Source organism: Arthrobacter sp. GAS37 (genome assembly GCF_044908325.1).
Classification (GTDB): Bacteria; Actinomycetota; Actinomycetes; order Actinomycetales; family Micrococcaceae; genus Arthrobacter; species Arthrobacter ramosus.
In genome coordinates, this window is record NZ_JBIYDB010000003.1 from 18,842 (window position 1) to 44,312 (window position 25,471).

General features: G+C 63.9%; 24 protein-coding genes and 1 tRNA gene. 10 read left to right on the forward strand and 15 right to left on the reverse strand.

The window, feature by feature from the left end; genetic code table 11:
- Window positions 1-287: 287 nt before the first annotated feature.
- From sucD to pcrA, 3 genes are all read right to left on the reverse strand, one after another.
- Window positions 288-1,190 (reverse strand): succinate--CoA ligase subunit alpha, encoded by a 903-nt coding sequence (gene sucD, locus ABH924_RS03765; protein WP_404497006.1) that lies wholly within the window; start codon window positions 1,188-1,190, stop codon window positions 288-290.
- 12 nt (window positions 1,191-1,202) lie between these two features.
- Window positions 1,203-2,372, reverse strand: coding sequence for an ADP-forming succinate--CoA ligase subunit beta (gene sucC, locus ABH924_RS03770; RefSeq protein ID WP_234751598.1), 1,170 nt, complete (start codon window positions 2,370-2,372; stop codon window positions 1,203-1,205).
- 284 nt (window positions 2,373-2,656) lie between these two features.
- Entirely contained in the window at window positions 2,657-5,218 is a 2,562-nt protein-coding gene (pcrA, locus tag ABH924_RS03775; RefSeq protein ID WP_404497008.1) for a DNA helicase PcrA, read from the reverse strand.
- A gap of 324 nt (window positions 5,219-5,542) precedes the next feature.
- Between pcrA and ABH924_RS03780 the strand changes: the two genes are divergently transcribed.
- From ABH924_RS03780 to ABH924_RS03790, 3 genes are read left to right on the forward strand one after another with little or no spacing between them, the layout of a single operon-like run.
- Entirely contained in the window at window positions 5,543-6,583 is a 1,041-nt protein-coding gene (locus ABH924_RS03780; protein WP_404497010.1) for a sensor histidine kinase, read from the forward strand.
- Window positions 6,580-7,740: a hypothetical protein gene (locus tag ABH924_RS03785; protein WP_404497012.1), complete on the forward strand. Its 1,161-nt coding sequence runs from the start codon at window positions 6,580-6,582 to the stop codon at window positions 7,738-7,740. The genes ABH924_RS03780 and ABH924_RS03785 overlap by 4 nt, the downstream gene beginning before the upstream one ends.
- Complete coding sequence (locus ABH924_RS03790) at window positions 7,728-8,384, forward strand: sigma factor-like helix-turn-helix DNA-binding protein (RefSeq protein ID WP_404497014.1); 657 nt, start codon at window positions 7,728-7,730, stop codon at window positions 8,382-8,384. Before ABH924_RS03785 ends, ABH924_RS03790 begins: the two co-directional genes overlap by 13 nt.
- Here the strand turns inward: ABH924_RS03790 and ABH924_RS03795 are convergent.
- From ABH924_RS03795 to ABH924_RS03830, 8 genes are all read right to left on the reverse strand, one after another.
- Entirely contained in the window at window positions 8,381-10,015 is a 1,635-nt protein-coding gene (locus tag ABH924_RS03795) for a hypothetical protein (protein WP_404497016.1), read from the reverse strand. The two genes, ABH924_RS03790 and ABH924_RS03795, sit on opposite strands and share 4 nt — an antisense overlap.
- The gene (locus ABH924_RS03800) at window positions 10,008-10,628 is read right to left on the reverse strand and encodes a septum formation family protein (protein WP_404497017.1); all 621 of its coding nucleotides are present in this window, start codon (window positions 10,626-10,628) and stop codon (window positions 10,008-10,010) included. The genes ABH924_RS03795 and ABH924_RS03800 overlap by 8 nt, the downstream gene beginning before the upstream one ends.
- Window positions 10,629-10,858: 230 nt before the next feature.
- Entirely contained in the window at window positions 10,859-11,434 is a 576-nt protein-coding gene (gene xrtS, locus ABH924_RS03805) for an exosortase S (protein ID WP_404497019.1), read from the reverse strand.
- Window positions 11,434-12,795, reverse strand: a complete 1,362-nt coding sequence (locus ABH924_RS03810; protein WP_404497021.1) for a glycosyltransferase family 2 protein — start codon at window positions 12,793-12,795, stop codon at window positions 11,434-11,436. The genes xrtS and ABH924_RS03810 overlap by 1 nt, the downstream gene beginning before the upstream one ends.
- Before the next feature lie 97 nt (window positions 12,796-12,892).
- The gene (locus tag ABH924_RS03815; protein WP_404497023.1) at window positions 12,893-13,078 is read right to left on the reverse strand and encodes a hypothetical protein; all 186 of its coding nucleotides are present in this window, start codon (window positions 13,076-13,078) and stop codon (window positions 12,893-12,895) included.
- 46 nt (window positions 13,079-13,124) lie between these two features.
- Window positions 13,125-14,411 carry a choice-of-anchor G family protein gene (locus tag ABH924_RS03820; RefSeq protein ID WP_404497024.1) on the reverse strand — a complete coding sequence of 429 codons (1,287 nt, stop codon included), beginning with the start codon at window positions 14,409-14,411 and terminating at the stop codon, window positions 13,125-13,127.
- Between the two features lie 130 nt (window positions 14,412-14,541).
- Window positions 14,542-15,690: a non-hydrolyzing UDP-N-acetylglucosamine 2-epimerase gene (gene wecB / locus ABH924_RS03825; RefSeq protein WP_404497026.1), complete on the reverse strand. Its 1,149-nt coding sequence runs from the start codon at window positions 15,688-15,690 to the stop codon at window positions 14,542-14,544.
- Window positions 15,691-16,066: 376 nt separating this feature from the next.
- Window positions 16,067-16,909 carry an inositol monophosphatase family protein gene (locus tag ABH924_RS03830; RefSeq protein ID WP_404497028.1) on the reverse strand — a complete coding sequence of 281 codons (843 nt, stop codon included), beginning with the start codon at window positions 16,907-16,909 and terminating at the stop codon, window positions 16,067-16,069.
- Window positions 16,910-16,942: 33 nt separating this feature from the next.
- On the opposite strand from ABH924_RS03830, the gene ABH924_RS03835 reads away from it, so the two are divergent.
- Window positions 16,943-17,569, forward strand: a complete 627-nt coding sequence (locus tag ABH924_RS03835; RefSeq protein ID WP_404497029.1) for a hypothetical protein — start codon at window positions 16,943-16,945, stop codon at window positions 17,567-17,569.
- A gap of 55 nt (window positions 17,570-17,624) precedes the next feature.
- On the opposite strand, the gene ABH924_RS03840 is transcribed toward ABH924_RS03835, so the two are convergent.
- Complete coding sequence (locus ABH924_RS03840) at window positions 17,625-18,662, reverse strand: hypothetical protein (protein WP_404497031.1); 1,038 nt, start codon at window positions 18,660-18,662, stop codon at window positions 17,625-17,627.
- 171 nt (window positions 18,663-18,833) lie between these two features.
- Here ABH924_RS03840 and ABH924_RS03845 point away from each other — a divergent pair, with 171 nt between their 5' ends.
- Complete coding sequence (locus ABH924_RS03845; protein ID WP_404497032.1) at window positions 18,834-19,169, forward strand: hypothetical protein; 336 nt, start codon at window positions 18,834-18,836, stop codon at window positions 19,167-19,169.
- A gap of 60 nt (window positions 19,170-19,229) precedes the next feature.
- Here the strand turns inward: ABH924_RS03845 and ABH924_RS03850 are convergent, their stop codons facing one another.
- The 3 genes from ABH924_RS03850 to ABH924_RS03860 all read right to left on the reverse strand — a co-directional run bounded on the left by ABH924_RS03850 (window position 19,230) and on the right by ABH924_RS03860 (window position 22,228).
- The gene (locus ABH924_RS03850) at window positions 19,230-20,750 is read right to left on the reverse strand and encodes a putative bifunctional diguanylate cyclase/phosphodiesterase (protein WP_404497034.1); all 1,521 of its coding nucleotides are present in this window, start codon (window positions 20,748-20,750) and stop codon (window positions 19,230-19,232) included.
- Entirely contained in the window at window positions 20,740-21,186 is a 447-nt protein-coding gene (locus tag ABH924_RS03855) for a hypothetical protein (protein ID WP_404497036.1), read from the reverse strand. The genes ABH924_RS03850 and ABH924_RS03855 overlap by 11 nt, the downstream gene beginning before the upstream one ends.
- A gap of 277 nt (window positions 21,187-21,463) precedes the next feature.
- A complete protein-coding gene (locus ABH924_RS03860; RefSeq protein ID WP_404497038.1) occupies window positions 21,464-22,228 on the reverse strand; it encodes a hypothetical protein in 765 nt (254 codons plus the stop codon).
- Window positions 22,229-22,384: 156 nt separating this feature from the next.
- On the opposite strand from ABH924_RS03860, the gene ABH924_RS03865 reads away from it, so the two are divergent.
- The 5 genes from ABH924_RS03865 to ABH924_RS03885 all read left to right on the forward strand — a co-directional run bounded on the left by ABH924_RS03865 (window position 22,385) and on the right by ABH924_RS03885 (window position 25,463).
- Window positions 22,385-22,457, forward strand: a tRNA-Arg gene (locus ABH924_RS03865).
- A gap of 1 nt (window position 22,458) precedes the next feature.
- Window positions 22,459-22,914: a DUF6314 family protein gene (locus ABH924_RS03870; protein WP_404497040.1), complete on the forward strand. Its 456-nt coding sequence runs from the start codon at window positions 22,459-22,461 to the stop codon at window positions 22,912-22,914.
- Window positions 22,911-23,327 carry an NUDIX domain-containing protein gene (locus ABH924_RS03875; protein WP_404497042.1) on the forward strand — a complete coding sequence of 139 codons (417 nt, stop codon included), beginning with the start codon at window positions 22,911-22,913 and terminating at the stop codon, window positions 23,325-23,327. Before ABH924_RS03870 ends, ABH924_RS03875 begins: the two co-directional genes overlap by 4 nt.
- A 148-nt stretch (window positions 23,328-23,475) precedes the next feature.
- Window positions 23,476-23,856 (forward strand): hypothetical protein, encoded by a 381-nt coding sequence (locus ABH924_RS03880; RefSeq protein ID WP_404497044.1) that lies wholly within the window; start codon window positions 23,476-23,478, stop codon window positions 23,854-23,856.
- Complete coding sequence (locus tag ABH924_RS03885) at window positions 23,850-25,463, forward strand: glycosyltransferase family 2 protein (protein ID WP_404497046.1); 1,614 nt, start codon at window positions 23,850-23,852, stop codon at window positions 25,461-25,463. Before ABH924_RS03880 ends, ABH924_RS03885 begins: the two co-directional genes overlap by 7 nt.
- The last annotated feature ends 8 nt before the right edge of the window (window positions 25,464-25,471 follow it).

The window sequence follows — 25,471 nt, forward strand, 5'->3', positions numbered from 1 at the left end:
GCCAACGCTCGCTCACATATATGGCCTTAACCGCCAACGCTCGCTCACCTATCCGGCCTTAACCACCAACGCTCGCTCACAAGATGTGAGCGAGCGTCGGGCCAAAAGCCGCCAAAGGTGAGCGAGCGTTTGTCGTGGCAACGCCCGCCCGGCTGTTCGACAGTTAAACGACGACGGCGCCCGTCACCTTCGCGTGGAAGGTGACGGGCGCCGTCCCCAGACGCTCCCACCGCTCGCAAGCTCGCGGCGGGTCCCTCGCGTCCGTGGGCCCTGATTTGGTGTGTGTCCTAGAGGGTTGCGAAGACCTCGCGGAGGAGCTTGGCGGTCTCGGACGGCGTCTTGCCGACCTTCACGCCTGCAGCTTCGAGAGCTTCTTTCTTGGCCTGTGCCGTACCCGCGGAGCCGGAGACGATGGCGCCTGCGTGGCCCATGGTCTTGCCCTCGGGGGCGGTGAAGCCTGCAACGTAGCCGACAACCGGCTTGGTGACGTTGGCCTTGATGAAGTCGGCTGCGCGCTCTTCGGCGTCGCCACCGATTTCGCCGATCATGACGATGGCCTTGGTCTCCGGGTCAGCTTCGAACGCAGCCAGGGCGTCGATGTGCGTGGTACCGATGACGGGGTCGCCACCGATGCCGATGGCGGTGGAGAAGCCGAGGTCGCGCAGTTCGTACATCATCTGGTAGGTCAACGTACCGGACTTGGAGACCAAGCCGATGGGGCCCTTGCCCGTGATGTTTGCCGGGGTGATGCCAACCAGGGCTTCGCCCGGGGTGATGATGCCGGGGCAGTTCGGCCCGATGATGCGGGTGATCTGCTTGCCGTCAGCGTCCACCGTGGCCTGTGCGAGTGCCCAGAACTCGGCGGAGTCCTGAACCGGCACGCCTTCGGTGATGACAACAACCAGGCCGATGCCTGCTTCGATGGCTTCGACGACGGCGGACTTGGTGAATGCCGGCGGAACGAAGACGATCGAGACGTCGGCGCCGGTCTCCGCAATGGCTTCCTTGACAGTGCCGAAGACGGTGATTTCTTTGTCGCCGTGCAGCACGGTGGTGCCGGCCTTACGGGCGTTGACGCCACCGACGATGTTGGTGCCGGCCTTGAGCATCAGGGCGGTGTGCTTGGTGCCTTCGCCGCCGGTGATGCCCTGGACGATGACCTTGGAGTCCTTGTTCAGATAAATAGACATTGTGAGGTCCCTTTACTTCGCTGCGTTGGCGAGCTCGGCGGCCTTGTCGGCGCCCTCGTCCATGGTGGCTGCCAGGGTAACCAGCGGGTGGTTGGCCTCGGCCAGGATGCGGCGGCCCTCTTCGACATTGTTGCCATCGAGACGGACAACCAACGGCTTGTTGGCATGGACACCAAGCTCGGCCAGTGCACCGACGATGCCCTTTGCCACGGCGTCACACGCGGTGATGCCGCCGAAGACGTTCACGAAAACGCTCTTGACCTGCTCGTCACCGAGGATGACGTCGAGGCCGGCGGCCATGACCTCAGCGGAGGCTCCACCGCCGATGTCCAGGAAGTTGGCCGGCTTGACGTTGCCGTGGTTTTCGCCTGCGTAAGCCACGACGTCGAGGGTGGACATCACAAGACCGGCGCCGTTGCCGATGATGCCAACCGAGCCGTCAAGCTTCACGTAGTTGAGGTCCTGCGCCTTGGCCTTGGCCTCGAGCGGGTCAGCCGCGTCCTTGTCCTCAAGGTGAGCGTGCTTGGGGTGGCGGAAGCCGGCGTTCTCGTCCAGCGAGACCTTGCCGTCAAGGGCAACGATGTCGCCAGCGCCGGTCTTGACCAAGGGGTTGACCTCAACAAGGGTTGCGTCTTCCTTCTTGAAGACGTCCCAGAGCTTCAGGATGACGGAAGCAACCTTGCCGCGCAGTTCCTCGGGGAAACCAGCAGCCGCAACGATTTCGTCGGCCTTGGCCTGGTCGATTCCGACGGCGGGATCGATGGCGACCTTGGCGAGTGCCTCGGGGCGCTCAACAGCAAGCTGCTCGATTTCCATGCCACCTTCAACCGAGCACATGGCCAGGTAGTTGCGGTTGGCCCGGTCCAGCAGGACGGAGAAGTAGTATTCCTCAGCAATGTCGGCGCCTTGGGCGATCATGACCTTGTTGACGGTGTGGCCCTTGATGTCCATGCCAAGGATGTTGGTGGCGTGCTCAAGCGCTTCGTCAGCGGACTTTGCGACCTTGACACCGCCAGCCTTGCCACGGCCACCGACCTTTACCTGCGCCTTGACGACGGTCACGCCGCCGATGTTCTCGGCAGCAGCCTTTGCTTCTTCAGGAGTGTGCGCCACGATGCCGGCGAGCACGGGTACACCGTGCGCTTCGAACATATCGCGCGCCTGATATTCAAACAGGTCCACGGTTTAGTGTCCTTCTACGTCGAAGTAGTTTCTGTACAGCCGGAAACCACGGTGACCGCGAAAACCGGCTGCGGATAGGTGCGCATCGAACGGCCGCCAGGCAGCCGGTCACATTGCGCAAGTTCCTCTCGAACTTTAGCCCCCCGGGGAGGCCAGCCTGTTCTACAGTACCTGTTAAGTGAGTAAGCACACACTTCTATCGACCGTAGAAAAACCGCTATATGACGCGGTTTTCCGGCGTGTCCGGGCACCGTCGTGCCAGGCCGACAAGCCGCCGGGAGCCGCTAGGAATCCAGTTTGGTCAGCGGCGCGTAACGCAACAGCAGCCGTTTCTCCCCGACGTCGAACTTCACCTTCGCCACGGTCTTGTCACCGGCGCCTTCGATGCCGATCACGGTGCCGTTGCCGAAGCTCGTGTGGTTCACTTTGTCCCCCACGACGACGGCGACCACTTCCTTTTGCGGCTGGACACGGTTGCGTACGACGGCGGCCGGCACGTCGGCGTTGAAGCCCGCCGTCGCGCTGGCGGCAGCCCCGCGCGACGTTCCGGCGCCCCAGAAGGATCCGCCGTAACGCCCGGAACCGATAGGGGCGTTGCCCCAGCCGCTCACTTGGCGGGAGGTGCCTTCGCGCTTCCACTCCACGAGACCCGTGGGGATTTCCTCAAGGAATTGGCTGGCGGGGTTGTATTGGCTCTGGCCCCACATGCTGCGGACCTCCGAACGGGTCACGTAGAGGCGCTTCCGTGCACGGGTGAGGCCCACATAGGCCAGGCGACGCTCTTCTGCCAGTTCCTTTGGATCCGTTGCGGAACGCTGATGCGGGAAAAGCCCGTGTTCCATGCCGGTCAGGAAGACAACGGGGAATTCCAGGCCCTTTGCCGTGTGGAGGGTCATGAGGGTGACCACGCCCATCCGCTTGGCTTCTGCCACGGCGGCGGCAGCGTCCTCGGAGGTTCCCTCCGGAGCGTCCGGGATCTGGTCGGCGTCGGCTACGAGGGAGACTTGCTCCAGGAACTCACCCAGCGAGCCTTCGGGGTTGTCGCGCTCGTATTCCCGGACCACCGCCACCAATTCGGCGAGGTTTTCCACGCGGGATTCGTCTTGCGGATCGGTGCTGGCGCGGAGCCCGGCAAGGTAACCGGTCTGTTCCAGGACAGCTTCCAAAGCTGCTGCGGCCCCGGAACCCGAGGCCACTTCGGCCAGGTCATCCAGGAGTTTCACGAAGCCCAGGACCGCGTTCACGGAGCGGGTGGCCATCCCGGGAGCCTGGTCGGCTTTGCGTGCCGCAGTCATGAACGACGTCCGTTCGCGTTCGGCGAGCGCCGCCACGGCACCTTCGGCACGATCGCCGATTCCCCGCTTGGGTTCGTTGAGGACGCGACGCAAATTGACGTCGTCGTCCGGGTTCACCAGGACGCGAAGGTACGCGAGGGCGTCCTTGATTTCCTTGCGCTCGTAGAAGCGGGTGCCACCCACCACTTTGTACGGCAGGCCGACGCGGACGAGGACGTCTTCAATGGAGCGGGACTGGGCGTTGGTGCGGTAGAAAATGGCGACGTCGCCGGGACGCAGGCCTTCCTCGTCCTGGAGCCGGTCGATTTCCTTGGCGATGAACTGGGCTTCGTCGTGCTCGTTCTCCCCCACGTAGCCGATGATCTTCTCGCCGTCGCCCTCGGCCGTCCAGAGTTTCTTGTCCGGGCGGTTGGGGTTGCGCGAAATAACGGAGTTCGCCGCGCTCAGGATGTTCTGGGTGGAACGGTAGTTCTGCTCCAACTTGATGGTGCGGGCCTCCGGGTAGTCCTTCTCGAATTCGACAATGTTGCGGATGTCCGCACCACGGAAGGCGTAGATGGATTGGTCGGAGTCGCCGACGACGGTCAGCTCGCTCGCCTGGGGACCCTCGCCGACGATTTCGCGGACCAATGCGTACTGGGCGTGGTTGGTGTCCTGGTATTCGTCCACGAGGACGTGACGGAATCGACGCCGGTAGGACTCTGCGAGCGCGGGGAAGGCCCGGAACATGTAGACGGTCTGCGCGATGAGGTCATCGAAGTCCATGGCATTGGCCTGGCGCAAGCGCTGCGTGTAGCCCTTGAAGACCTCGGCGACGGCCTGCTCGAAGGGTTCGTTGTAGTTGGCGCTCGACGCAAACGCGTCGTCGTCGATGAGTTCGTTCTTGAGGGCCGAGATCTTGTGCTGGATGGCTTTGGGCGCAAACTTCTTGGGGTCCAGGTCCAGGTTCTTCGCTACGAGAGTGATGAGCCGCAAGGAGTCCGCGGAGTCGTAGATGGAGAAGTTGGACTTCAACCCCACGTTTGTGGCTTCGCGCCGCAGGATGCGCACGCAGGAGGAGTGGAACGTGGAGATCCACATGGACTTGGCGCGGGCACCCACCAGGGCCTCGATGCGTTCCCGCATTTCCGCGGCCGCCTTGTTGGTGAAGGTGATGGCCAGGATCTCGCCGTGGTGGGCCCGTCTGGTGGCAATCAGGTACGCAATGCGGTTTGACAGCACGCGCGTTTTGCCCGAACCCGCTCCGGCCACGATCAGCAAGGGGCCGCCGGCATGTTTGACTGCTTCCTCCTGCTGGGGGTTCAACCCTTCGAGCAATGCCTCCGCAGACGGCAAGCCCGAGTGGCCCCGGTCTTGCCCACCGCCGGGCGTGCCACCCCAGGACGCACCCCCACCGGGCGCAGAGTCGCTAGGCGCACCCCCACCGGGCGCAGAGCCACCGGGCGCAGCGCCGCTTCCGGCGCGTGAAAGCATGGCCGGAGCGGCCTTGGTGGCAGCTGTGCTTGCAGCTTTGAAGGGGCCATCCGCGTACGGGTCAAACAACATATCCATGGTGTTTACCAGTCTAGGCGGTGCCCCTGACACCGGAGGACCCGCATGATCTTCCTCGGTATCCGTCAAATACCGGCTCAGCCGGGAAATACCGCGGTAGCGAAGCTCTCTCCCAATTATGCTTCTTGGAAGCTACAAGTTCGCTGGCTCAGGGACACATCCGAAGGAACGGCATGCGGGGAAAACGAGGGGTTTGGACTACGCGCCGCCCCGGCGTGGTGTCGAAATACGGAACCCTCCTGGGGTTGTGCATCACCACGTCCTCAAGCTTCTTCCTGGCTGCGGCCAAGCGGCTCGAGCCGTGGGAATTCGTGGGCGCCTACCTTGTCCTTGCCGCTCCTTGCCGCGGTCCTCGCCTGCTTCGCACTGATGCTCCACTCGGATGCGTGGCCACAGCGCCTGGCGGTTCTGCTCGGGCTGATCCTGCTCGCGGAACTGTTGGGCTCCGAACAACGCGACGAGTTCAATCCCGTTTTCCTCCCTTACGCCCTGGTCCTTTCGGCAAGTTCCGTCCTCGTCCTCTCGATGCGCAAAACCTGGCGCTCGATCCTGTTCACATCCTTGGCGTTCCTTCTCGTCCTGGGCTACGCGCTTATCTCCGCTTCGGCGGTGGGCGTCCGTCCCGCGAGCGCTTTCATACTGGCGGCGACCTGGATCATCACCTTGGCGATGCGGCTTGGCGGACCGCGGGCTTTGGCCCTGTATTGGGCAGATTTCGCAGTGCGTCAGGAATCCGTGGCAGCCAACATCGTGGCACAGAACCGGCGCAGCTCCGTGGCCTGGAACACGAGGCATTTGCACGACACCGCCTTGCGCACCCTCACCGTGATCGGCCGCCAAGGCGCCGGGCTCTCCTCGAAGGAACTGGGCGAAATGCTCGACGCCGACACCTCCTCGGGAACGACAGCCCGACCGGGACCCCCGCTGCCAGGATGGACCGGCGTCGACTTTGGCGCTTCGCCACCCCCCGAGGCACCGGAACCCGGCGAGCTTGCCGTTCGGCTGCGGCGGATCGCCGAGAAACGGGCACGGGACGGCTTCAGCGTGGAGATCCACGGGATGTCCGGACCGCTGACCGAGCCTGTCCAGGCCGCCTTGCTGGCGGCAGTGGATGAATGCATCCTGAACGCCGACAGGCACGCCGGCGCAGGACATGTGGATGTCCTTCTCTCCAGGACCTCGGATCACGTATCAGTAGTAGTCAGCGATTCCGGTTGTGGATTTGATCCTTCGAAGCTCCCCGCCGACAGGCTGGGCGTCAAAGAATCCGTCCTCGCCCGGATGCGCGATGCCGGTGGACACGCGCAGGTCTTTTCCGCGCCTGGACGAGGCACCACGATCCTGCTCGAAGCGGTGAACTCATGACAATGCCGGCTATCTCGCGGACCAGCGTGGAGGGACCCCTCTTCGTGTCCCGTGGAATTCTGGCGACAGCCTGCGTCGTGCTGTGGATCCTCAATTCCTATCTCGCTTTTGAAGCAGGCAGCAAGACGGGGGCTGCCCCCTGGCACGTCCTGGCTACCGGCCTGGACTTGTTGGGACTCCTCGTCGCCGTCCAGGCATCCGATGCCGCTACGCCCGGGGGCCGGCTGGCAAATCTGCGTGCCACGTGGCTGGTCCTGGCCACGGCTTCCACTTGCTGCGCGGCATTGGCCACCGTGCAGGAACCGGGGCTCGCCCTGGTCGGATCGAATGCCCTGCTCTCCGCCGTCGCGGTCCTCCTTGTGTGCCACCGATGGAATCTTCGTGGATTCGTCGCCCTCGCGCTCGCGACCGCGGCGGTCAATTCAGCCCCCTACGCCTTCACTCCTGGAGCCGACCCACGAACAGTGTCGAACATCCTGTTCCTTTCGCTCCTTCCCGGTGTGGTCGGAACTGTGAGCGTTTTGCTGCGCAGGGAAGCCATCCAGCGGAAGGGGGCGAGCGGCCTGAGCGGACGGCTCGACGCCCTGACCCGGGCCATCAACGCCAAAACGTCCGCACGGGAGCTCGAACTGGCGATCACCAAGACCCAGATCGATGAATTGTTTGCCAAGGTGGCGCAGGCACCGTCCGTGCCCTTGGACCCCGCGGTGGCACGGGAAGCGAGGGAGCTTGCGGGTCATTTGCGCCAGTTGTTGCTGGAGGAATGGTCCGATAATTGGCTTGCAGAGGCGTTGGAACTGGAAGGCCTGGGCGGCAGCGTCATCATTTCCCAGCCCACTGACGTGGTGGAAGAGCTGCCGGAGAGCTCACGCCCGGCCGTCCTGGCTGCCACCATGCTGATGGCTGTGGGCGCCACGTTGCGGGGCACGCACAGGGGCGGCGCCGCTCCAAGGCCAGGGGAGGCACACCACATCCACCTCTTTGCCGAGAAGTCCGGCAAGGACCGCATACGCCTGACATGGCGCATTGGCGGAGTCCACAAGAATCAGCTCTCACCTTTGTTGTGGACCGAGCTGGATTCTCTGGGCCGTGCAAAAGCGAGCAATGACCGGGAAGGGTGCAGCATCGTGGTTGACACAGCGGGGTGGCGACGTTGACCCGCGTCCTGCTCATCGACCGCCACCAGCTCTTGATCGACTCTTTCTCGCAGTGGCTTCTCATGAATGCTCCGGAAATCCGCGTCCTGGCCGGGGCCTCTTCCTGGCCTCCCGAAGGCGGCATAGCCCAAGGTGACGGGGCGGCCAAGGCCGATGCCGCCGTCGTCGGTGAACTTCACGGAAGCGAAGCCCCGAATCTTTCCGGTATCGTCTCCTCGCTGAGGGCGTCGGGGATGCAGGTGGTCCTGCTGGCGGACCGGCAGCCTGTGATGGCCATCAATTCAGCCCTCGACGCCGGCGCGCTGGCCATTGTGCCCAAGTCCGCCGATCCTGGCCATACCGCGGATGCGATCCGCGCGGCGGCATCCGGCCGGCGATACCTTCATCCGGATATCAAGGGCATGCTTGAGTCAACAGCCAGCACGAGGGTCGAGTTGTCAGTCAGGGAACGGCGGCTAGTGGAGCTGTACCTTGGACCCACGCCTCGAAGCATCAGGGAGGTGGCGGAGCTTTTGGCGATCAGCGAGCAGACGGTCAAGTCCCACCTGCACCGGGTCCGTCAACGCTATGCAGCCGCGGGCTTCAACGTGGGAAACATCATCAGCCTTCAGGAACAGCTTCGAAAAGACGGCTGGCTGAGCTAAACGACGTGCGGCTGCGACTGTGGCTGGGTCGATTTCGACGCAAGAATGCTCACCAACGCCACCAAGAGCGGAACGCACAACGCCGACACGAACCCGGCCACAATCATCTGGCGGTGGATCTCCGGCTGCCCCTCCAAAATCAGGACAACCCAGAACTGCGCCCAGCAGCCGAGGACCATCACCACGGCAAGGCGCCCTATTCCGGACTTCCGTCGAGCGGCAACAGCGAAGCCCAATAGTAGTGTCAACAGGTGGAGGCCAAGCAACGCAACCGGTGCTGCTTTCATCGCCGTGTACAGGCCCAGGACAACAGGCACCCTGCGTTCCTTGACGCCGGGACCTTGGCCCGAATCCGCCATGTACGATCCCGCATCACTGAGTTCGGGCGTGAGCAGGGCGCTGATCCCCCGCTCCCCCAGGCCGATCAGGCGTTCCGGGTGGGTGGCAAAGAACGTGGCGATCTTGCCAGGATTGATCTGTTCCCCGAACTGCGGATAATGCGGGTTGTACACCGCTGAATTGATGGAGTCCATGGTGCTGCCCACGGCCGTCACGAAACTCCGGTCCAGTCCCAGCCATTTCAAATCCGCGACGGGATCCGGGCTGTCGGGCAGGATCGACGCGAAGACGGCGTTGTAGAGATTCATTTCGGTAGCGCGCTTCGGCTCAACCGCGAGGAACGCCACGGCAACCCCCGCAATGGCGACCACGGCTGCCGCGGGCATCACGAACGCCTGCCACCGACGACGCGCGGAGCTCGCCCGCCGTCGCGCGCCCACAGGTAACCACAGGAGAGCCAGGGCAACCGCCGGCAACCACGACACCATTTGCGGCATGGCCGAGACCGTGAACGCGGCCGCGAAGACCACCATCAGCACCGACGCCCAGCGTGGCCTTCCGCTGTTCCAGTAGCGAAGCAGCGCCACCGCCAAGGCAAGTGTCCCGAGTATCGCGGCGGGTTCGCTGTAGGGCGACACGAAGAAATCCGCGAAGACCCCGTCCGCCGTGACCAGCGTGACGAGCGCAGCGATCAGCACCCGGAACGGTTTCCGGCCCGGCAACGCCGCCACGAGTCCGGCGACGAGGGCGCCGAAGACAACACAGCAGACAATCCCCACCGCCCGCGTATCCAGGCCCGGTCCCCAACCCAGCACCGGCGTGAGCCATTTGCCGAGCCACAAGAGCAGCAATTGTGAGGAATAGACGGGCTCTCCGGATCCAGTGAAGCCGCAAGCCTCACCGAAGTACTGGTGCGGCACCCAGCTCGGATGGATGAAATTCGTGAAGTCCGTGTAGCCCCACGGCCTGAGGTTCCGAACGCCCAGCGAACAAAGCAGTTGTTGACCGGCCCCTTGCTCGGCCATGCCAACGGTTTGGGGCACGAACAAGCGGAGGATCATGACGAGCGAGGCAAGGGTCCCGGACAACAGGGCAACGCCGCGGAGGCGGGGTGACCCCGGCGCGCCCGACCTCACCTCGCCCAACCCCACCTCCCCCGGCCCGAACGTCCTGGCCAGGTAGGCGACCGCGGAGCGCAGCGGGCTCGCGGGCTCGCTCTTCCGACGGAGCGGTTCCGGGGCGAACCTTGTTGGCGGTTCGGATTCCGGGACATCCGGCCGTGCGTCAACCACGCCTCTGCCCTCCCGCCGGCGCGAGCGTGCCGGTGATGGTGCCTGGACTGGACTGCACATTGGAATGCAAGGGCGCGACGGCGCACCGCACCGTGTGCGCGCCGTTCACCGTCCGGATGATCGGACGCAGCGTGATTCCGGCGGGGAGTGCGTCAGCGCCGAGGAACTGCAAGGCATAAGGCAGGCACCGCTCGTTTCGCGCGGCGGGAGTGGCCACACTGCTCTCCAGGTTGAACCACGCGCTGATGTCCTCCGCGGTGTGGGGTTCGGTACACGGAACATCGGCGCCGTCGTCGCTCAACTGGCCGTCCGCGAGTTCCTGTCGATAGCAGAGCCGCAAGGCGGCCGAGTCAGAGCCAGCCAGCACGCCCCTGAGATCCAGAGCGGTAGTCCGGGGTGCGCCGTCATTCGCGGTCAGGAGCACGTCGCAACGCACGGCCCGGGCGCCGCGTTCCCAGTCGTCCCGGCTCGGGGCGTAAGCAGCGATGGCCAGCCCTGTTGTGCCGTCGCGTTCACCGGCGCCGAGATACGTCCGGAGCGAGGCAACGTCGCACAAGCGGGCGGTGAGGGCCTTGACCTGCTGTTGTCCAGGCCTTGTTGGCTGCCCCGACAAAAGGAACCGGAACCTGCGTGACCTTGTAGGTCTGGGTTGTGTGCTCCTCCGTGCAGGCAACCGGCGGGCTCGGTTCGCTGACGGCGTCGAATTGTTCCGGCGAGACAATCAGGCGGCACTCGCCCACTGCCGGGTTGCCGGTGGACGCCCCGGGAAGGGTCTGGTTGCATCCACTCAGGATCCCTGCAAGCAGCAACGCTGCAGCCCCCGATGTCGCCCATTTCGCCAAGCTACGCGGCACGCCGACCCCGGCTGGTCCTGCCTGCGCGGACCAGGACAATGATGGCCGCCGCAAAACCGGTGATCACCACGAAAGAGCCGAGGAAATGGTGCATGATGCTGAAACCCTGCTCGCCCCAGGCTTGCTGTGCGCCCGCAATCATGAAGAACCTCAAGCCGTTGCTGGCAACGACAATCAGCAATGCCGAAGCGGCGGCGCGGGCCAATCGTGGCACCGCGATGCGGCCCATGAGGAACAAAACACCGGACAAGGCCAGGACGGGGGCGATCAGTACCGCGCTGGAGCACAATCCGGTCACCATCAGGCCGAAGGGTTGCCCACCGCCGATGTTGTGGAAAATGATGTCGCGGACGCTGTAGGACGAGCCTCCGAGCACCCGATCGAACACCCAGGCCATGGCCCAGGCCTCGAAACTGCGGACGCTTTCCTGTTGCAGCATGGCCAGGACAGCCGCCGCCAAACATGCCAGGCCGGGGAGAAGCCCGCCCTGGCCCGTGCGGATCGATGCGGTGCGTGGACCGGGTGGCCTTTGTGGGCCTGCGGAGTACTCGACACTTGCGGACACTAGGCTTCCTTCGCTAACAGCTGGGCGTCGTTCTCATTGTTGCGCCGGGTTTTCGCCCAGCCGCGGCGTCCCGTGACCAAGCGGTATGTTGCCCTCAACACGGACACGTAGTTCTGGTACATGTAGAGCCAGTAACCGACGCCCCACAGGACTCCCACCAGGCGGCTCTTGTCCGGGGCTGCCTGCTTGCGGTAGACGGGACCCCACAAGGCGAACGGCGCGATGCCTGTGACAATGATGAGCGGGAGGATGAACCAGGACGCTGCCAGCCAGGCCTGGAAGCCACCCATCGTCAGGGAGCCCTGGGCCACCATCGTGATGAACAGCGTGGGCCACAAGACCAGGCCCAGGATCTGGATGAACGGTTGGACCAGGAAATAGCTGCATTCGATGGCCCCGATGTTGCTGAAGTAGGGAGACTCGAAAATTCGCCCCAGGTAACTGCTGCACTGCATTCCGCCGTGGCACCAGCGGGTCCTCTGGGTCAGCAGTCGGCGAAGCCCCGGGAGTGCCTCCTGGGACACGTGGGCATCATGCATGTATACGGTCTTGTAGCCGCTCAGCATCACGTGGATCGCAAGCTCGTAATCCTCCAGGAGTGCTCCATGCCACGGTTGCCCGGAGGTCCTGGCAATCGTGTCGAGGGCGGAAAGCCGGGTGAACTGCCCGTTGCCGCCCAAGCCAACGGTCAAGGTGTGGCGGCGGAGCGACTGCATGGCGGCGATGGTGGTGCGGAACTCCATGTCCTGCATGAGGATGAGGTACCGGGCGAAGCCTTGCTTCACACGTCCGAGTCCAGTAGCCGTCTTAAGTGCCGGGTCATCCACATTGGACATCCACACAGCGGTCTGCGCGGCTCCCACCTCAGGATCCCCGAAGGCAAGCGGACCGGCGGCCTGCCGGAACGCATTTTCGGACATGAGCCCATCGGCGTCGAGCACCATGACGATCACCGTTTCACGGTCGACGCCGGAAGGCAGCCAATCGTCCAGTGCCCGGTACGCGGCGTTCAGCGCATCACCCTTGCCCGAACGGGCGTCCGGGAGAAAACGGCGCACAAGGTGAACCAAGGGGTCGGCCCCGGATGCGCTCTGCACGATGTGGGCCGTGGCGTCTTCACTGGCATCGTCCACAACCCAAACGTGAGCCTCGGGAAATTGTCCCCGCAGCTTCGCCAAGGTATTCCCAATCACTGTTTCCTCGTCGCGGCACGGAATGAACACGTGCCAGCTGAAGCCTCCCGGTGTTCCCTCCGGATCGGGAGTCCTGCGCAGGAACGGAACCAGGATCACGCAGATGTAGGCCAGGAACACCACCAACAGCACGAATGCCAGAGCTTGCGCGGACTCGAGTACTGACATGTCTCCCCGATAGTGCTTTGAGGCTGTATATGGCCGTTTCAAGAAAAGTTGAAGCGGGGCGGCCCCCTGAGGTAGGGCCGCCCCGCGGATGATGCGGTCAGGAATCCTTGCGGTCCGCAGCCCGCTTCGCGGTCTTGAACCTGCTGTTGCGGAGGACCACGAACCCGGCAATCAACAACGCAATACCCAGAAGGATGACCCAGCCAAGGGCCGGCGCTCCGGTGACAGCGAGCGTTCCGCCGCCCGCCACCGCTCCCCCTGTCATCGTGCTATTTCCGTACATGTTGCACGTTCCTTCCGTCGTTCTTGTCTGTTGCGGGCTGGCGCAATCAGACCGCCAGAACCGCGGCCCGACGGCGTGCCCGGAAGAACAACCAGCAAACAAATGCCAGCAATGCCGCTGCGCCGCTGATGGCCAAGATGTCGTTGTTGACCAGCGGGATTGCTGCTGCAAGCAAGTTCGGACCCACGGAGGCGTTGGCCAGGTTGACAGTGGCGATGCTGCCGCCCGCTACACCCACCTGGAGCGCACGCTTGGTGAAGATGCCCCCGCGTGTTTGCTGTACGTTGACCTTGGCCGAGACCAGTGCGGTCAAAGCGTTGGACAACGGGGTCACGATGGTCGACGACACTCCCGAGACGACGCCGTTCAGGGCGGTGGTCAGGACAGCCAGTGCGGGGCCGGCCGTGATCTGCGCAATCGGTCCGAGGGCGTTGACCGCAGCAGTCGCGCTGGCCAGCGTGGAGTTGACCAGGCTGGTGATCTTGGCGGCAACAGCCTGCGGCAGGAACGAAACGAGGTCCGTGCCAGGGGGCAGGGCGTTCAGGCTCGGCACACCGGCAACGGCCAGGAGGTCTGCCTCGGTGATGGAGATCGTGCCAGCTGCAACAGGATTCGCCACAGTGACGCCCAAGGGACCCAGGACAAGGTTGGCGGTGTTGATGGCAGTGCCAATCGTGCCGGCGACTCCGCCAATGACCGTTCCACCAAGATCAGCCGATACGCCGGCAACGGAATAGGCGCCGGCGGGAGCTGCCCCCTGGTCCTGCTTGGCGGCGGCGGCCAGCGTAGTGATCTTCAGATCCAGGTTCACGAGATCGGCGCCACCAAGGATGTTGGCCGTGCCCGCTTTGATTTCAGCCGCCGGGATGCCGGGGCTTCCCGCCGTCGGCAGGCCACCGGGCAGCGTGACGAGGCCCGGTGCGCCTGAAACCGTACCGGAAAACGCCGCCGAGGACCCGTCATTGACGGCCTTGCCATACTGGCTGACGGCGCCCAGCTGGATGATGCCGTTGTTGCCCAGCAACGGAATGTTTCCCGCACCGACGTTCACGACGACAAAGGCGGCGGAAAGATCCAGCGGATTGCTGTTTTCAATGACCGCCGGGCCGGACGGCGGTGTGCCGATCTGCTGGGCCGTTGCCGCGCCATTTGATGCCACACCGGCAAAGTTCGGCATCGCAAGGAGACTGCCGTCGATAATCTGTCCGCTGCCCGAGGAAATAACGTCAGCGGGTCCGGCCGTGGCTGCTGGTGCCGCAACCAAGCCGAAACTCAGCGCTACGACGGCGCTGACACCCACCGCGGCGGACCATGTCCTGTGTCTCGTTTTCAAGTATTGCCCCCTCGGGAGAGTTGCAATCACGCCGGGCGCGCTGCAACTGAAACCTTGGAGGACACACGTCCCCCCGTGGAGAAAGTAAACAAGGCCCTCGGCGAGCGCTTCCTGAAGGTACCCGAATGGGTTAAGCGACGAAGTCCGGGCGTCGCTGACCCATCCCCAACATGGAGTCGATGGCCGCCACGGCACGGTCGGCCGCGCCGCCGTCGCCGTAGGGGTTCACTGCCGTGGCCATCGCCGAATACAGCGCGTCGTTCCCCATCAGGGCGCTGACGGCGTCCACGATGGTTTGCTCATCCGTCCCGATAAGCCGCGCCGTGCCGGCCGCCACGGCCTCAGGGCGTTCGGTGTTGTCACGCATCACCAGGACGGGCTTCCCGAGAGCCGGCGCCTCTTCCTGGACCCCGCCCGAGTCCGTGAGGACCACGTGGCACAGGCTCAGGAGCTTGGTGAAGTGCACGTAGCCGAGGGGTTCCGTGATGGTGATGTTCGGGACGCCCGCGACTTCCGGCAGGAGCGCCTCCCGCACAGCTGGATTCCGGTGCAAGGGAAGGACGATCTCCACTTCGGGGCACCGGGCCGCGATCCGCGCGAGCGCCCTGCCTACGCCCACCATGGCCTGGCCCAGGTTTTCACGGCGGTGGAGAGTCACCAACAGGATTCTGCGGCCTGAATCGGTGACGGTGCGGAGTGCGGGTTCCGCAAACTCAACGTCCCGTTTGACTGTCCCCAGCAGCGCGTCGATGACCGTATTTCCGGTGACCGCGATGTTCTCCGCTGGGATGCCCTCGGACAGCAGATTGTCCCTGCCTGTGCAGGTGGGCGCGAGATGCAGCGTGGTGATTTGTCCGAGCAAGCGGCGGTTCGCTTCCTCTGGAAATGGTGAATTCAGATTGCCGCTGCGTAGTCCGGCCTCAAGGTGGACCACCGGAATTCCCTGGTAGAACGCTGCAAGCCCTGCGGCCATGGCGGTGGTGGTGTCTCCCTGGACCACTACCGCGTCCGGCCTGACGTCGTGGAGGACTTCCGTGACTCCCTGCAAGGTCTTTTCCGTGATCCCGGCAAGGGTCTGGCGGGGCTGGATGATGTTCAGGTCATGCTCCGGGTGGATTCCGAAGAGCGCGTTGACCTGGTCCAGCATTTCCCGGTGCTGCCCGGTCACTGCTACTGGCGCCTTGTAACGGCCGGTTGCACGCAAGGCATGGACCAGCGGCGCCATTTTGATGGCCTCCGGACGGGTGCCGTAAACGAGCAGGACAGTGCGGTTATCCAAATTTTCCCCCCTGGGCTTGAGCTGCCGTCCGGAGATTAGCAACTGCCCAGCGCCGTGCGAGGGGTACTCCCCAATAGGGTCAATCCCCTCCAAGGGACATGCCCCCTCCAAGGGACATGCCCCCTCCTTGCATGTACCACTGGACATAACAGGACTATGTCCACTCCCCGAGCCGAGGAAGGGGCATGCTCATGGGGACCGTAGCACCATGTCCACTCCTCACGCCAAGGAGAGCGCATGCTCACAGGAACCGCAGCGTGAAATGACCACGGCAGCACAAACTCCGCGCGGCCCCCAAGGGACATGTCCCCTGCTTGCATGAACCACTGGACATAACAGCACTATGTCCACCCCTCACACCAAGGAGAGCGCATGCTCAGGCGAGTTGGGGCACCGAGGTGAGCGCCGCACGCAACTCGCGGACCGCCGTCGGGCCTCCCGCGAGGAACCAGTCCAGGCCGTTGACCCGCACGACGTCGGTGTCCCCGCCTGCCGCGCGGACGATCGCCTTGCCGGGGAGCCAGTCCCACTCGGGGCAGCTGTGTTGGAACCAGCATCCCAGCTCGCCGTCGGCCACGCGGCCGAGATCGCAGGAGCCGGAACCGAACATTCGCAGTGACGCTGCGGACACCGCTGCAGCGTGCCAGGGCATGGCGGCCCGGGGATCTGCAAGCCAGGTTGGGTGGATGTAGGTCGCGGCACCGAGTTGACTGAGGGCAGCCCCCGACGGTCCCGGGATCCGTTCGTCGTTGAGGGTGGCGGGGTGGCCTTCGCCGCCGGTCCAGAGCTTGTCCAGCTCCGGTTGATAGATGGCCCCGAGGATCACGTCGGCATCCGAGGCGACCCCATGTGAGGCCGGACGGTCGTGCTTCAAGGCAATCGCCGAGCACCAATACGTGGAGCCGTGCAGGAAATTGTAGGTACCGTCCACGGGATCGATCACCCAGGTGCGGCCGCTGCTTCCCGCCACCGAGCTTCCTTCTTCACCCAGGATGCCGTCGTCCGGGCGGCAACGGCGCAGTTGCTCAAGGACGTAGGCCTCAGCCGCATGGTCCGCGGCGGTCACCACGTCCGAAACCGAGGTCTTCCGTTCTCCCTGCAACCCGCCCATCCGCATCAGCAGGGCAAGCTGCCCAGCTTCCCGGACCAGGGCCGCAGCGAGTTCGTAGTCGTCGAGCGAAGGATCAAGTTCTGTGGCGGAGTGCCTGCCGGTGGTCATGGGTCCAGCTTATGTGGCGGGATAATGAATCACATGGCCAAGACCCCAGCCCAACGCATCAAGAAGCATGGCGCCAATGCCGCCGTCCCCCGGCACCACTTGCCGTCGGCGATCAATCCCACCACCCAGCGGTCCCCCGGGAAGGCGCAGAACAACGGCCGCCTCATAGTGATCGCCGGGGTCGTGGCCAGCCTTTTCCTGTTCTGGTACGTGCACCTGCTGACCCTGAACCAGATGACCCAGTTGTCCGGCGGCATGGCCATGCCCGATTCCCTCATCGGCGGGTTCTCCACCGACTATGTCCATCAATTGCATGGCGCCATGACGGACGACGCCCGCGGCCAGCTCAGCTATATCCACAAGACCGCCGGAACCCTGTTTCCGCTGATCTTCGGCTTCACCTGGCTTTTGCTCATTGGCACCAACGTGGCCGGAAAAGCACTGCGCTGGGCACTGTGGGCTGCTCCCCTGCTGTTCGCGGTGGTCCGCTTGTGGAGCAACGTGGCGGTTGACGCCGCGCTGGGATCTGCAACGCCCGACGCCGGCCAGGTGGCTTTGGCTTCCACGCTCACCGTTGTGGGCTGGGTGCTGTTCCTGCTGAGCCTTGTGGCTGGCGGCGCGGCTGTGTTCCTGGGGCGGCGGCGTTCCAAGAGCGCCTAGCAAGGCCTCCCCCCGCGGGCGCTATTCCGCCCGCCGGCGCCACTCCTGGTCCTAATCAGGCTTCCGAACCGGCCCCCGGCTCAAGCATCTCCCGGGCTTGGAGGGCACGCTGGTGCGCACCGGCTTTGTCGAAGCGATCGGCCGCTTCGACAAGGCTTTCCTTCGCTGCCTGCTTGTTCCCGGTACCGGCTTGGGCCCGCGCCATCAAGAGGTAGACCTCGCCTGCCATCTGCGGGGGCAACTGGTCAGCGCGGCCCACGATTTCGTCCAGCAACACAAGCGCCGCCCCGGCGTCTCCCGCCAGATAGTTCCAATGCGCGCGGTTGAGCCGAAGCAGGAGAATTTCCTCTTCGGTGCCCCCGACGACATCCGTGGCAAGCTCCGCCCGTTCAATGCACCGAAGGGTGGCCGCATCTGCCACTTCCGCCGCCAGCCTCATCGCTGCCGATGCCTTGTTGAATTTGGCCCAGACATCAAGGTTCCGTGAAGGGGAAAAGGTCTCCGCTGCAAGCTCATGGTAGTGGAGGCCCTCATCGACCTTGTCGCAAAGGAAGGCCACATTACCGATGACCCAGTACGCCTTGCCGGCCAGCTGGTCATCCATTTCGTCGGAGATTCTCGCCGAGAGGGAAAGACACTCCTCCCAGGCCTCCTCCAGCTTGCCGGACTCGCCAAACGCGGCAATCAGTGCCTGCCGGGCATGGACGTCGATTTCCATGTCTGCGTCATCATCGACCAATCCAACTGCCGACGCCGCAGCCGAGGTGGCCATCTCCAGGAGCCCTTCACCCCGCAGGGAGTTCGCCATCAATATGAGTGCGCGGGCCCGGTGTTGGGGTGAAGCCACAGCCAATGGTGCCTCGGAAAGGGACCTCGCCAGCGCAGTGCCCGCAGCGAAATCACCTGCGTCGAGAAGATTCTCTGCTTGAAGGAAAGTCATGTTCCACCATCCGGCGGAATCGCCCTCATCAAGGGCAATATCGGCGGCCGAGCGCGCACCATCGGCAGCCTTGGCGAAGTCGTGGCTGGCCCGGTGCCCTCTCGCCTGCAGTTCCGCAACGGCGTACGACGGCGCAACCTTCTTTTCTCCCATAGCTCCATTATGTCTCTGAGACACTCCGCCGATGGTTCAGGCGAGCGTTTAGCATGTTTCTGCACCGTGTGGACGAACACTGATGACACGGCGTGTCGCTGCTCTTATAATGAGCATGCTTCACTTCGTTCACTCCAGTCGCATCAGTCCCAAAACATCAGGAGCTTTCGCATGAAAAGAACTCTCGCCGCCCTCCTCGCGGCAGCAGCAATCTTGCTCGCAGGAATTACCGGCTCGGCAGCTGTGTCCGCCAGCAGCCAGAGCCCCTCACACGACTCGTCCATCGCCACTGGCTGGTGGCCGAACTTCGCCCAGAACTCGGCAGAGGCCACTGGCTGGTGGCCGAACTTCGCCCAGAACTCGGCAGAGGCCACTGGTTGGTGGCCGAACTTCGCCCAGAACTCGGCAGAGGCCACTGGCTGGTGGCCGAACTCCACCACTCAGGGTTCGCCTCAGGCCACTGGTTGGTGGCCGAACTCCACCACCAACTCCACCCCTTCCAACTAGCCACACCTGAAAGGCACCGGGCCACGGTCCGGTGCCTTTCTGTTGCCTCCGGAACTCCGTTCAGGTCCCGCGCAGCAGTTCCGCGAATTTTTCTGCTGCCATGGGCCGGCCAAAGTAATACCCCTGGCCACTGGCGCAGCCCAGGCGGGCAAGCTCAGCAGCCTGCTCTGCCGTTTCGATGCCCTCGGCAACGGCCTGCATTCCGCACGCATGAATGAGCTGGAGAACCGCCGCCACAAAGTTCCGTTCCTTGTCGTCTGCGCCCAGTCCTTGGATGAGGGAGCGGTCAATCTTGACCACGTTGACGGGAAGGCTCCGCAGATAGCTGATGGATGAATAGCCGGTGCCGAAGTCGTCGATTTCCAAGCGGATACCCAGACGCCGGAGCCCGGTCAGAGAGTATTTATCGATGTCGCTGCCGTTCACCGCCATTGACTCCGTCAGCTCGATGACCAGTTTGGATGCCTCCACCCCGGTTTCGGCGAGCACTTCCCGCACATGCTCGATCAATTCCAGGCTTTGCAGTTCGGTTGTCGAAATATTGACTCGCATACTGAAGTCTTCGTCCACGCCCGGGCCGTCCTGCCACTCGCGCAATTGCTGCATCGCCCGTCGAAGAACCCAATAGCCGAGATCGATGATGATGCCGGTTTCCTCGGCCAGGGGGATGAATGCATCCGGCATCAACAATCCCCTGTCGGGGTGGTTCCACCGCACCAGCGCTTCAGCGCCTTCAATCCGGCCCGAGGCCAACTCGACAACAGGCTGGAAATGGAGGACCAGCTGATCTGTCCGGATGGCTTCACGCAGTTCCGAGATCATGAGTCCTTGGAGCCGGCGCGCGTACAACAAAGCCGGCTCGAAAACCCTGACACTGCTCCCCTGCTCGGCCTTTGCCGCGTACATGGCCGTATCCGCTTCCATCACGAGGTCGTCCACAGACTGTCCCGGCTCGGCGACCCGGAGCCCGATGCTGGTTCCACAGATGATCCGGACTTCGCCAATGTCGATGCTCTCACCGACGGCCCGGAGGATCCGCTTGGCAACGCCCCGCGCGTGCGCCGCATTGGATTTGGGCATCATGACGGCAAATTCGTCCCCACCGAGCCTCGCCACCATGTCAGTGTCCCGGACCGCGGCGAGCAGGCGCCTGGCGGTGACCTTCAAGACGGTGTCTCCTGCGCCGTGCCCCAAGGTGTCGTTGATCCCCTTGAATGAGTTCAAGTCCAAAACGAGCAACGCAGGTGGGAGCTCACCGCGCTCTGATTCGACGAGTTCATGGCTCAGCGCCCTTTCGAGTGCCGTGCGGTTGGCCAACTGGGTCAGCGGATCAGTGAGCGCCATCCTTTCGAGTTCGATCTGGGCCTCGCGCAGCATGGCAGTTCGGCTTTCGACCCGTTCCTCGAGCTCCTGGTAGATGGCTTGAAGATCGTCCGCCATGAGGTTGATCCCGGTAATGACAGCAGCAACTTCGTCCCGCGGACCGGAGACCGGGATCCTCGTGCTGAGGTCGCCGTCCGCAATCCGGACCACCCCTTCAACAAGGGCAAGGAGCCGCGGGTCCTGGGGCTCATGATTCACGGTGGTGCTCTCTCAACCACTCGCGGGCTTCCGCCTCGGAGGTGAAGAACCGTGCCGGAACTGAGTCCGACCTTGCACGCAGGAGGTAATGTGCGATCACCCGATCCACCGGACTCTCCCCCAGCAAGGCACATGCAGAGACAACCACGGAATTCGTGTAGGTCAGCCGTGCGTCGTTCGTGACTGACAGTACGCCGGTCACGGTGAGCAGCAGCGGGAGCCTCCGTCCATCCGCGAAAGCACGGACGGCCGCGGCGGCAGCCTGGGCTTCCCGCGAACGGACAACAGTGTTGGGCGGCAAGGTGACCTCGACAATCCCGTCATCCGCCAAGTCAACGGTGATCTGAGCGGCAGGGGCCGTCGTGTCTTCGGATGAAGCATCCAGGGCATCATCGGGAAGCCGGGAGTCCCGGGCGGGCAGTGTCTGGGCACTCATCGCTACGTGGCCTGCCGACGTCGGACGATCGGCCCCTGAGGGTCCCGAAGGGCACAACCCGAGAGCTCGGAAGCTGCCCTTATGGGGAATATATCGCCTGCGTGTCCCGGACGACGCAGAACAAGCTGATGAGTCATGGGTCCTATGTTCTGCCGTGTCGGTCAATCTGGTCTGCGCCAAGACTGCGTGGAACCCTCGGCCCGGCGCCATTCCGGTGAGTGCACTCATGATAATGCAAAGATTGCCTTCCCGCTGACATGAGGCTACCCGCGAAAACTCAGCGTTTTGCAAGCCGCGCCGCCGTTCGCCGTACTTCCCGAACCCTTTGCGCCACCACTAGCCCAGCGGCGGAAAATCCGATCGTGACCGGATAAGCCATCAGGCGTTCCAGGGTTCCAGGCTCGGGGACATCCATCCTTGTCAGGCCACCGACCACAAGGGCGCCCAGCGTCAACGTCCCGCACGCCACGATGAACCAGCTCATGGCGGTATGCGGCAGCCAGAGCACCCCGAGGAGCAACAGTGCGAATGCTCCACCGATGAAGAACATGAGGGCGCCCACAAGGTGGAAGGGAGATCCAAGGTCTTCCGGCACGAAACCAACAACCACAGTTCCCAGCCCGGAGATACCCGCCAGGACCCGGACCGCGACGGCGGTGGGCCGAGCTTTGCGGTAGGCGGCACCTTGCAGGATGCGCACGCCGGGACGGGCTGCAATGCACAGGAGCGCCGAACTGAGCAGCAACGCCCCGAGAAGCATCCCGAGGCCCTGCACCACAAAGGAGGCATTCATGAGCAGATGCAGGGGCGAACAGACGTCACGGTGCTCGTAGATCCCGCACTTGAACGCGCCAAGATCGCTGATGAACCCGGTCCGGCGATCGTAGGGCTCAGGACCCCGCCAGGCTTCGATCACCGCCGATTCGGCGACGAAATACTGCACCACGCTCAACTGGGCCCAGCCGCCGATGTTTGAGCGGACCGTGCCCAGGTCCGGGAGGTGGTCGCCGAAGGCGGCCGGCGCCGTCATCTGCTCTCTCATGGGGGCCAGCCTAGCGCCAGCGCACCCACGTGCCGCGCCCTCTTTGTCGCCGCCGCCTGTGTTGCCGGCCTCGGTGTTCGAGGGCTGCCCCGGCAGCTTGTATGCTTGTATGCGTGCCCGGCCAGCGGCTCCCCGGAGCTTCCAGCACTCGCACAGGCCCTCGTAGCTCAGTGGATAGAGCACGGCTCTCCTAAAGCCGGTGTCGTTGGTTCGATTCCAATCGAGGGCACTTGAAAGACCAGCTGCGCGATTCGTCTCCGACGCAAGACCTGCGGGCCTACCTGCTGGGCAGCTGGACCGTGGAACGGTCGCTGTGGGACCGGGCGAGCGGCACCCGCGGTACGTTCACCGGCGTCGTGCGCTATTCAGGAACCCCCGACGGCGGGCTCCTCCTTCGCGAAAACGGCACCATGACCTGGCCCACCCACACGGGACCGGCATTCCGCGAATACCTCCTGCGCCCTTCTGACTCCCCTGCCGCCATGGACGTCTACTTCCCGGATGGGAAGCCGTTCCATCGCATGAGCTTCCGCGACCACGCCAACGAAGACAGCCACTGGTGCGATCCCGATGACTACAAAGTCAATTACCTCTGGGACGGGCCGGATGCTTTCAGCTACGCCTGGGACGTCCACGGACCGGCCAAGGATTTGCTGCTCGAATCCCGGCTAAGGAGAGAGCAATGACCCACAACAATCCAGCCAAGGACCTGATCGTCGTCAGCGCGGTCTGCGTGTACGACGACGCCGGACGGCTGCTGACGGTGCGCAAGCGTGGCACGGACAAGTTCATGCACCCCGGGGGCAAGCCCGAACCAGGTGAAACCGCGGCGGAGACGGCATCCCGCGAGCTGGCCGAGGAAGTCGGAATCGACGTCGACCCGGCCGATCTGGAGCCCTTGGGGAGTTGGCTCGCCGTCGCCGCCAACGAGGCCGCCACGGATATCGAGGCTACCGTCTTCACCGCACCAGGCACGTGGGAGGCCCATCCTTCGGCCGAGATCGCAGAGATCCGGTGGCTGGATCTCTCTGCTGAACTTCCGGACGATTTGGCTCCACTCCTGACGGATCACGTCCTGCCCCTGCTCGCGAAAAAGTAGGCCTGCCCGCACCGGGACAATGCTGCGCGTATCAGTGCCTGAACTTCCCGGTTTTCCCATGAAAATCCGGTGAGAACTGGCTATAGTGATCGCACAGTTTGTTTTAATTTGATACAGGCTGCATTGTCAGATCCAGCTGGGGGATCGCATGCAATCTCTTGAACAGCGTCGACGCGCCTGGGGAGACGTCGGCGCGGAATCCGGCGTGGAAGTCCGCCGGGAGCCGCCGCGGTTCCGTGACACTCCTATGGAGGTCAAGGCCTACTCGACGGCGGGAATGGCCGGCTGGGCGGCGCAACTGGGTTCTCCCGCGCCCGAGGCTCCGCGTTCCCGCAGAATGGCCAGGACCGGTGGGATAGCTGCGATCGCAGCGTTGTTGCTCTACCTGACGTGGCGGATCGCATTCACCATGCCGCTTGGAGGCGGCGATCTTGTCATCGCTTGGACGCTGGTGACGTTTGAGGCCCTTCCTCTGACGGGGCTGGTTCTGAAATCCATCACGCTGTGGAACATCGGGTCGCAGTGTTGATCCCCACGTACAACGAACCCGTTGAGGTCCTTGCCCCCACCATCGCTGCGGCCTGCGCCCTTCAGCCGGGCCACGAAACGTGGGTGCTGGATGACGGAAGCCGCCCGTGGGTTGCGGAGATGTGCGCATCCTTCGGTGCGCGAGTGGTCACCCGCACCGAGCATGACCATGCCAAGGCGGGCAACATGAACCACGCGTTGGAGCTCATGGCCGCAGAGGAAGCGGCCGGCAAGGACGCAATAGACATCATTGCCGTGCTGGACTGCGACCACGTACCGCTTCCGACATTCCTGACAGCCACCTTGGGATGGTTCGCCGACGAGGAAGTCGCCCTCATCCAGGGGCCGCAGGCGTTCTACAACTCCGGAGCCTTCGACGACGACGGCATCTCAGGGGAACAGGGTTTGTTCTTCAATGTCCTGATGCCTTCGCGCAACGTTCCCGGCGCAGGGCCGTTCTGGTGCGGCTCAACCTCGCTGCTCCGGATCAAGGCGCTTCGCGAGGTAGGCGGAGTGGCCACCGAGACGATCACCGAGGACATGCACACGACCCTCAAACTCATCCGGCGCGGATGGAAGACCGTCTACCACCACCAGACGCTGGCTGTGGGACTTGCCCCGGCGACAGCGGATCAGTACCTGCTGCAGCGCCGACGCTGGGGCATGGGCGCGATGCAGATCCTGACCCACGAGCGCCTTTGGGCCGCCAAGAGCTGGATGACCTGGCGGAACTTCCACGAATACATCAACGGAACTTTATGGTGGCTGGAGGGAATTGCCACTTTGATTGCCTTCATCATTCCCATGGCGGTCATGGTCTCAGGCGCCCAGACCTCCACCGCCGGGCCCGTGGAGTTCACCCTAGCCTTCGCAGCCATGTTCTGGGTCAGGTTGTGGGGCGCAAAGAGACTCATGCGCCACCAGATCCACTGGCCGACGGCGTTCGCCCTGCGGATTTTCCGGGTTCCCGTTGGGATGGCTTGCCTTTGGTGGCTCGTTTCCCGGAAGTCCCCGGAGTTTCAAGTCACCCCGAAAGGGGCTGCGGAACTTCGGCTCCGCGGACGGGCCCCGCGGATCCTCATTGTGCTGATCGTGATCGTGGCCGCAATTATTCTCTATGCGACCGCCGGAGTCTTCGGTTGGGTGCCTTGGCGGACAAGTCCGGGCTCCACGATTGCCGCCGGCGTCTGGCTGGTTCTTGCCGGGGTTGTCTTGGTGCTGGGGACGCTCCGGATCAGAGCCGCCGAATTCGCCTCATCACGCAGGAGCGCCCACAGGGTCACCGTCAAGGTGCCTGTCACGGTTGCCGGGATCCCCGGCCAACTGGTGGACATCTCCATGGGAGGCGCCGCTGTTCGCGTAGGGGCCGATGCGCTGCCGGAATCCGGTCGCGTCCTCTTGGAGCTCCCGGGAGCCGCACAGATCCCCCTGGATATCGTCCGGGTCTGGTCGAGTTCGAAGGGAGAGCACACTGCTTCGCTGCGGGTTCGCGACCGGGACTGGGAAGCGTATCGCAGGCTCTCACTCTGGCTGTTCCACACTCCCGATGACGCCCTGCCCGGCTTGCCCCCTAGTGTCCCCGCCATCGCAATCCGCGAGTCGGCATGAGGGGAGAC

Bases quoted from the DNA above. Each gene is read 5' to 3' on its own strand.
- sucD (WP_404497006.1), bottom strand. From the start codon at position 1,190: ATGTCTATTTATCTGAACAAGGACTCCAAGGTCATCGTCCAGGGCATC.
- pcrA (WP_404497008.1), bottom strand. From the start codon at position 5,218: ATGGATATGTTGTTTGACCCGTACGCGGATGGCCCCTTCAAAGCTGCA.
- ABH924_RS03785 (WP_404497012.1), top strand. From the start codon at position 6,580: ATGACAATGCCGGCTATCTCGCGGACCAGCGTGGAGGGACCCCTCTTC.
- ABH924_RS03810 (WP_404497021.1), bottom strand. From the start codon at position 12,795: ATGTCAGTACTCGAGTCCGCGCAAGCTCTGGCATTCGTGCTGTTGGTG.
- ABH924_RS03815 (WP_404497023.1), bottom strand. From the start codon at position 13,078: ATGTACGGAAATAGCACGATGACAGGGGGAGCGGTGGCGGGCGGCGGA.
- ABH924_RS03830 (WP_404497028.1), bottom strand. From the start codon at position 16,909: ATGACCACCGGCAGGCACTCCGCCACAGAACTTGATCCTTCGCTCGAC.
- ABH924_RS03835 (WP_404497029.1), top strand. From the start codon at position 16,943: ATGGCCAAGACCCCAGCCCAACGCATCAAGAAGCATGGCGCCAATGCC.
- ABH924_RS03840 (WP_404497031.1), bottom strand. From the start codon at position 18,662: ATGGGAGAAAAGAAGGTTGCGCCGTCGTACGCCGTTGCGGAACTGCAG.
- ABH924_RS03845 (WP_404497032.1), top strand. From the start codon at position 18,834: ATGAAAAGAACTCTCGCCGCCCTCCTCGCGGCAGCAGCAATCTTGCTC.
- ABH924_RS03855 (WP_404497036.1), bottom strand. From the start codon at position 21,186: ATGAGTGCCCAGACACTGCCCGCCCGGGACTCCCGGCTTCCCGATGAT.
- ABH924_RS03860 (WP_404497038.1), bottom strand. From the start codon at position 22,228: ATGAGAGAGCAGATGACGGCGCCGGCCGCCTTCGGCGACCACCTCCCG.
- ABH924_RS03875 (WP_404497042.1), top strand. From the start codon at position 22,911: ATGACCCACAACAATCCAGCCAAGGACCTGATCGTCGTCAGCGCGGTC.
- ABH924_RS03880 (WP_404497044.1), top strand. From the start codon at position 23,476: ATGCAATCTCTTGAACAGCGTCGACGCGCCTGGGGAGACGTCGGCGCG.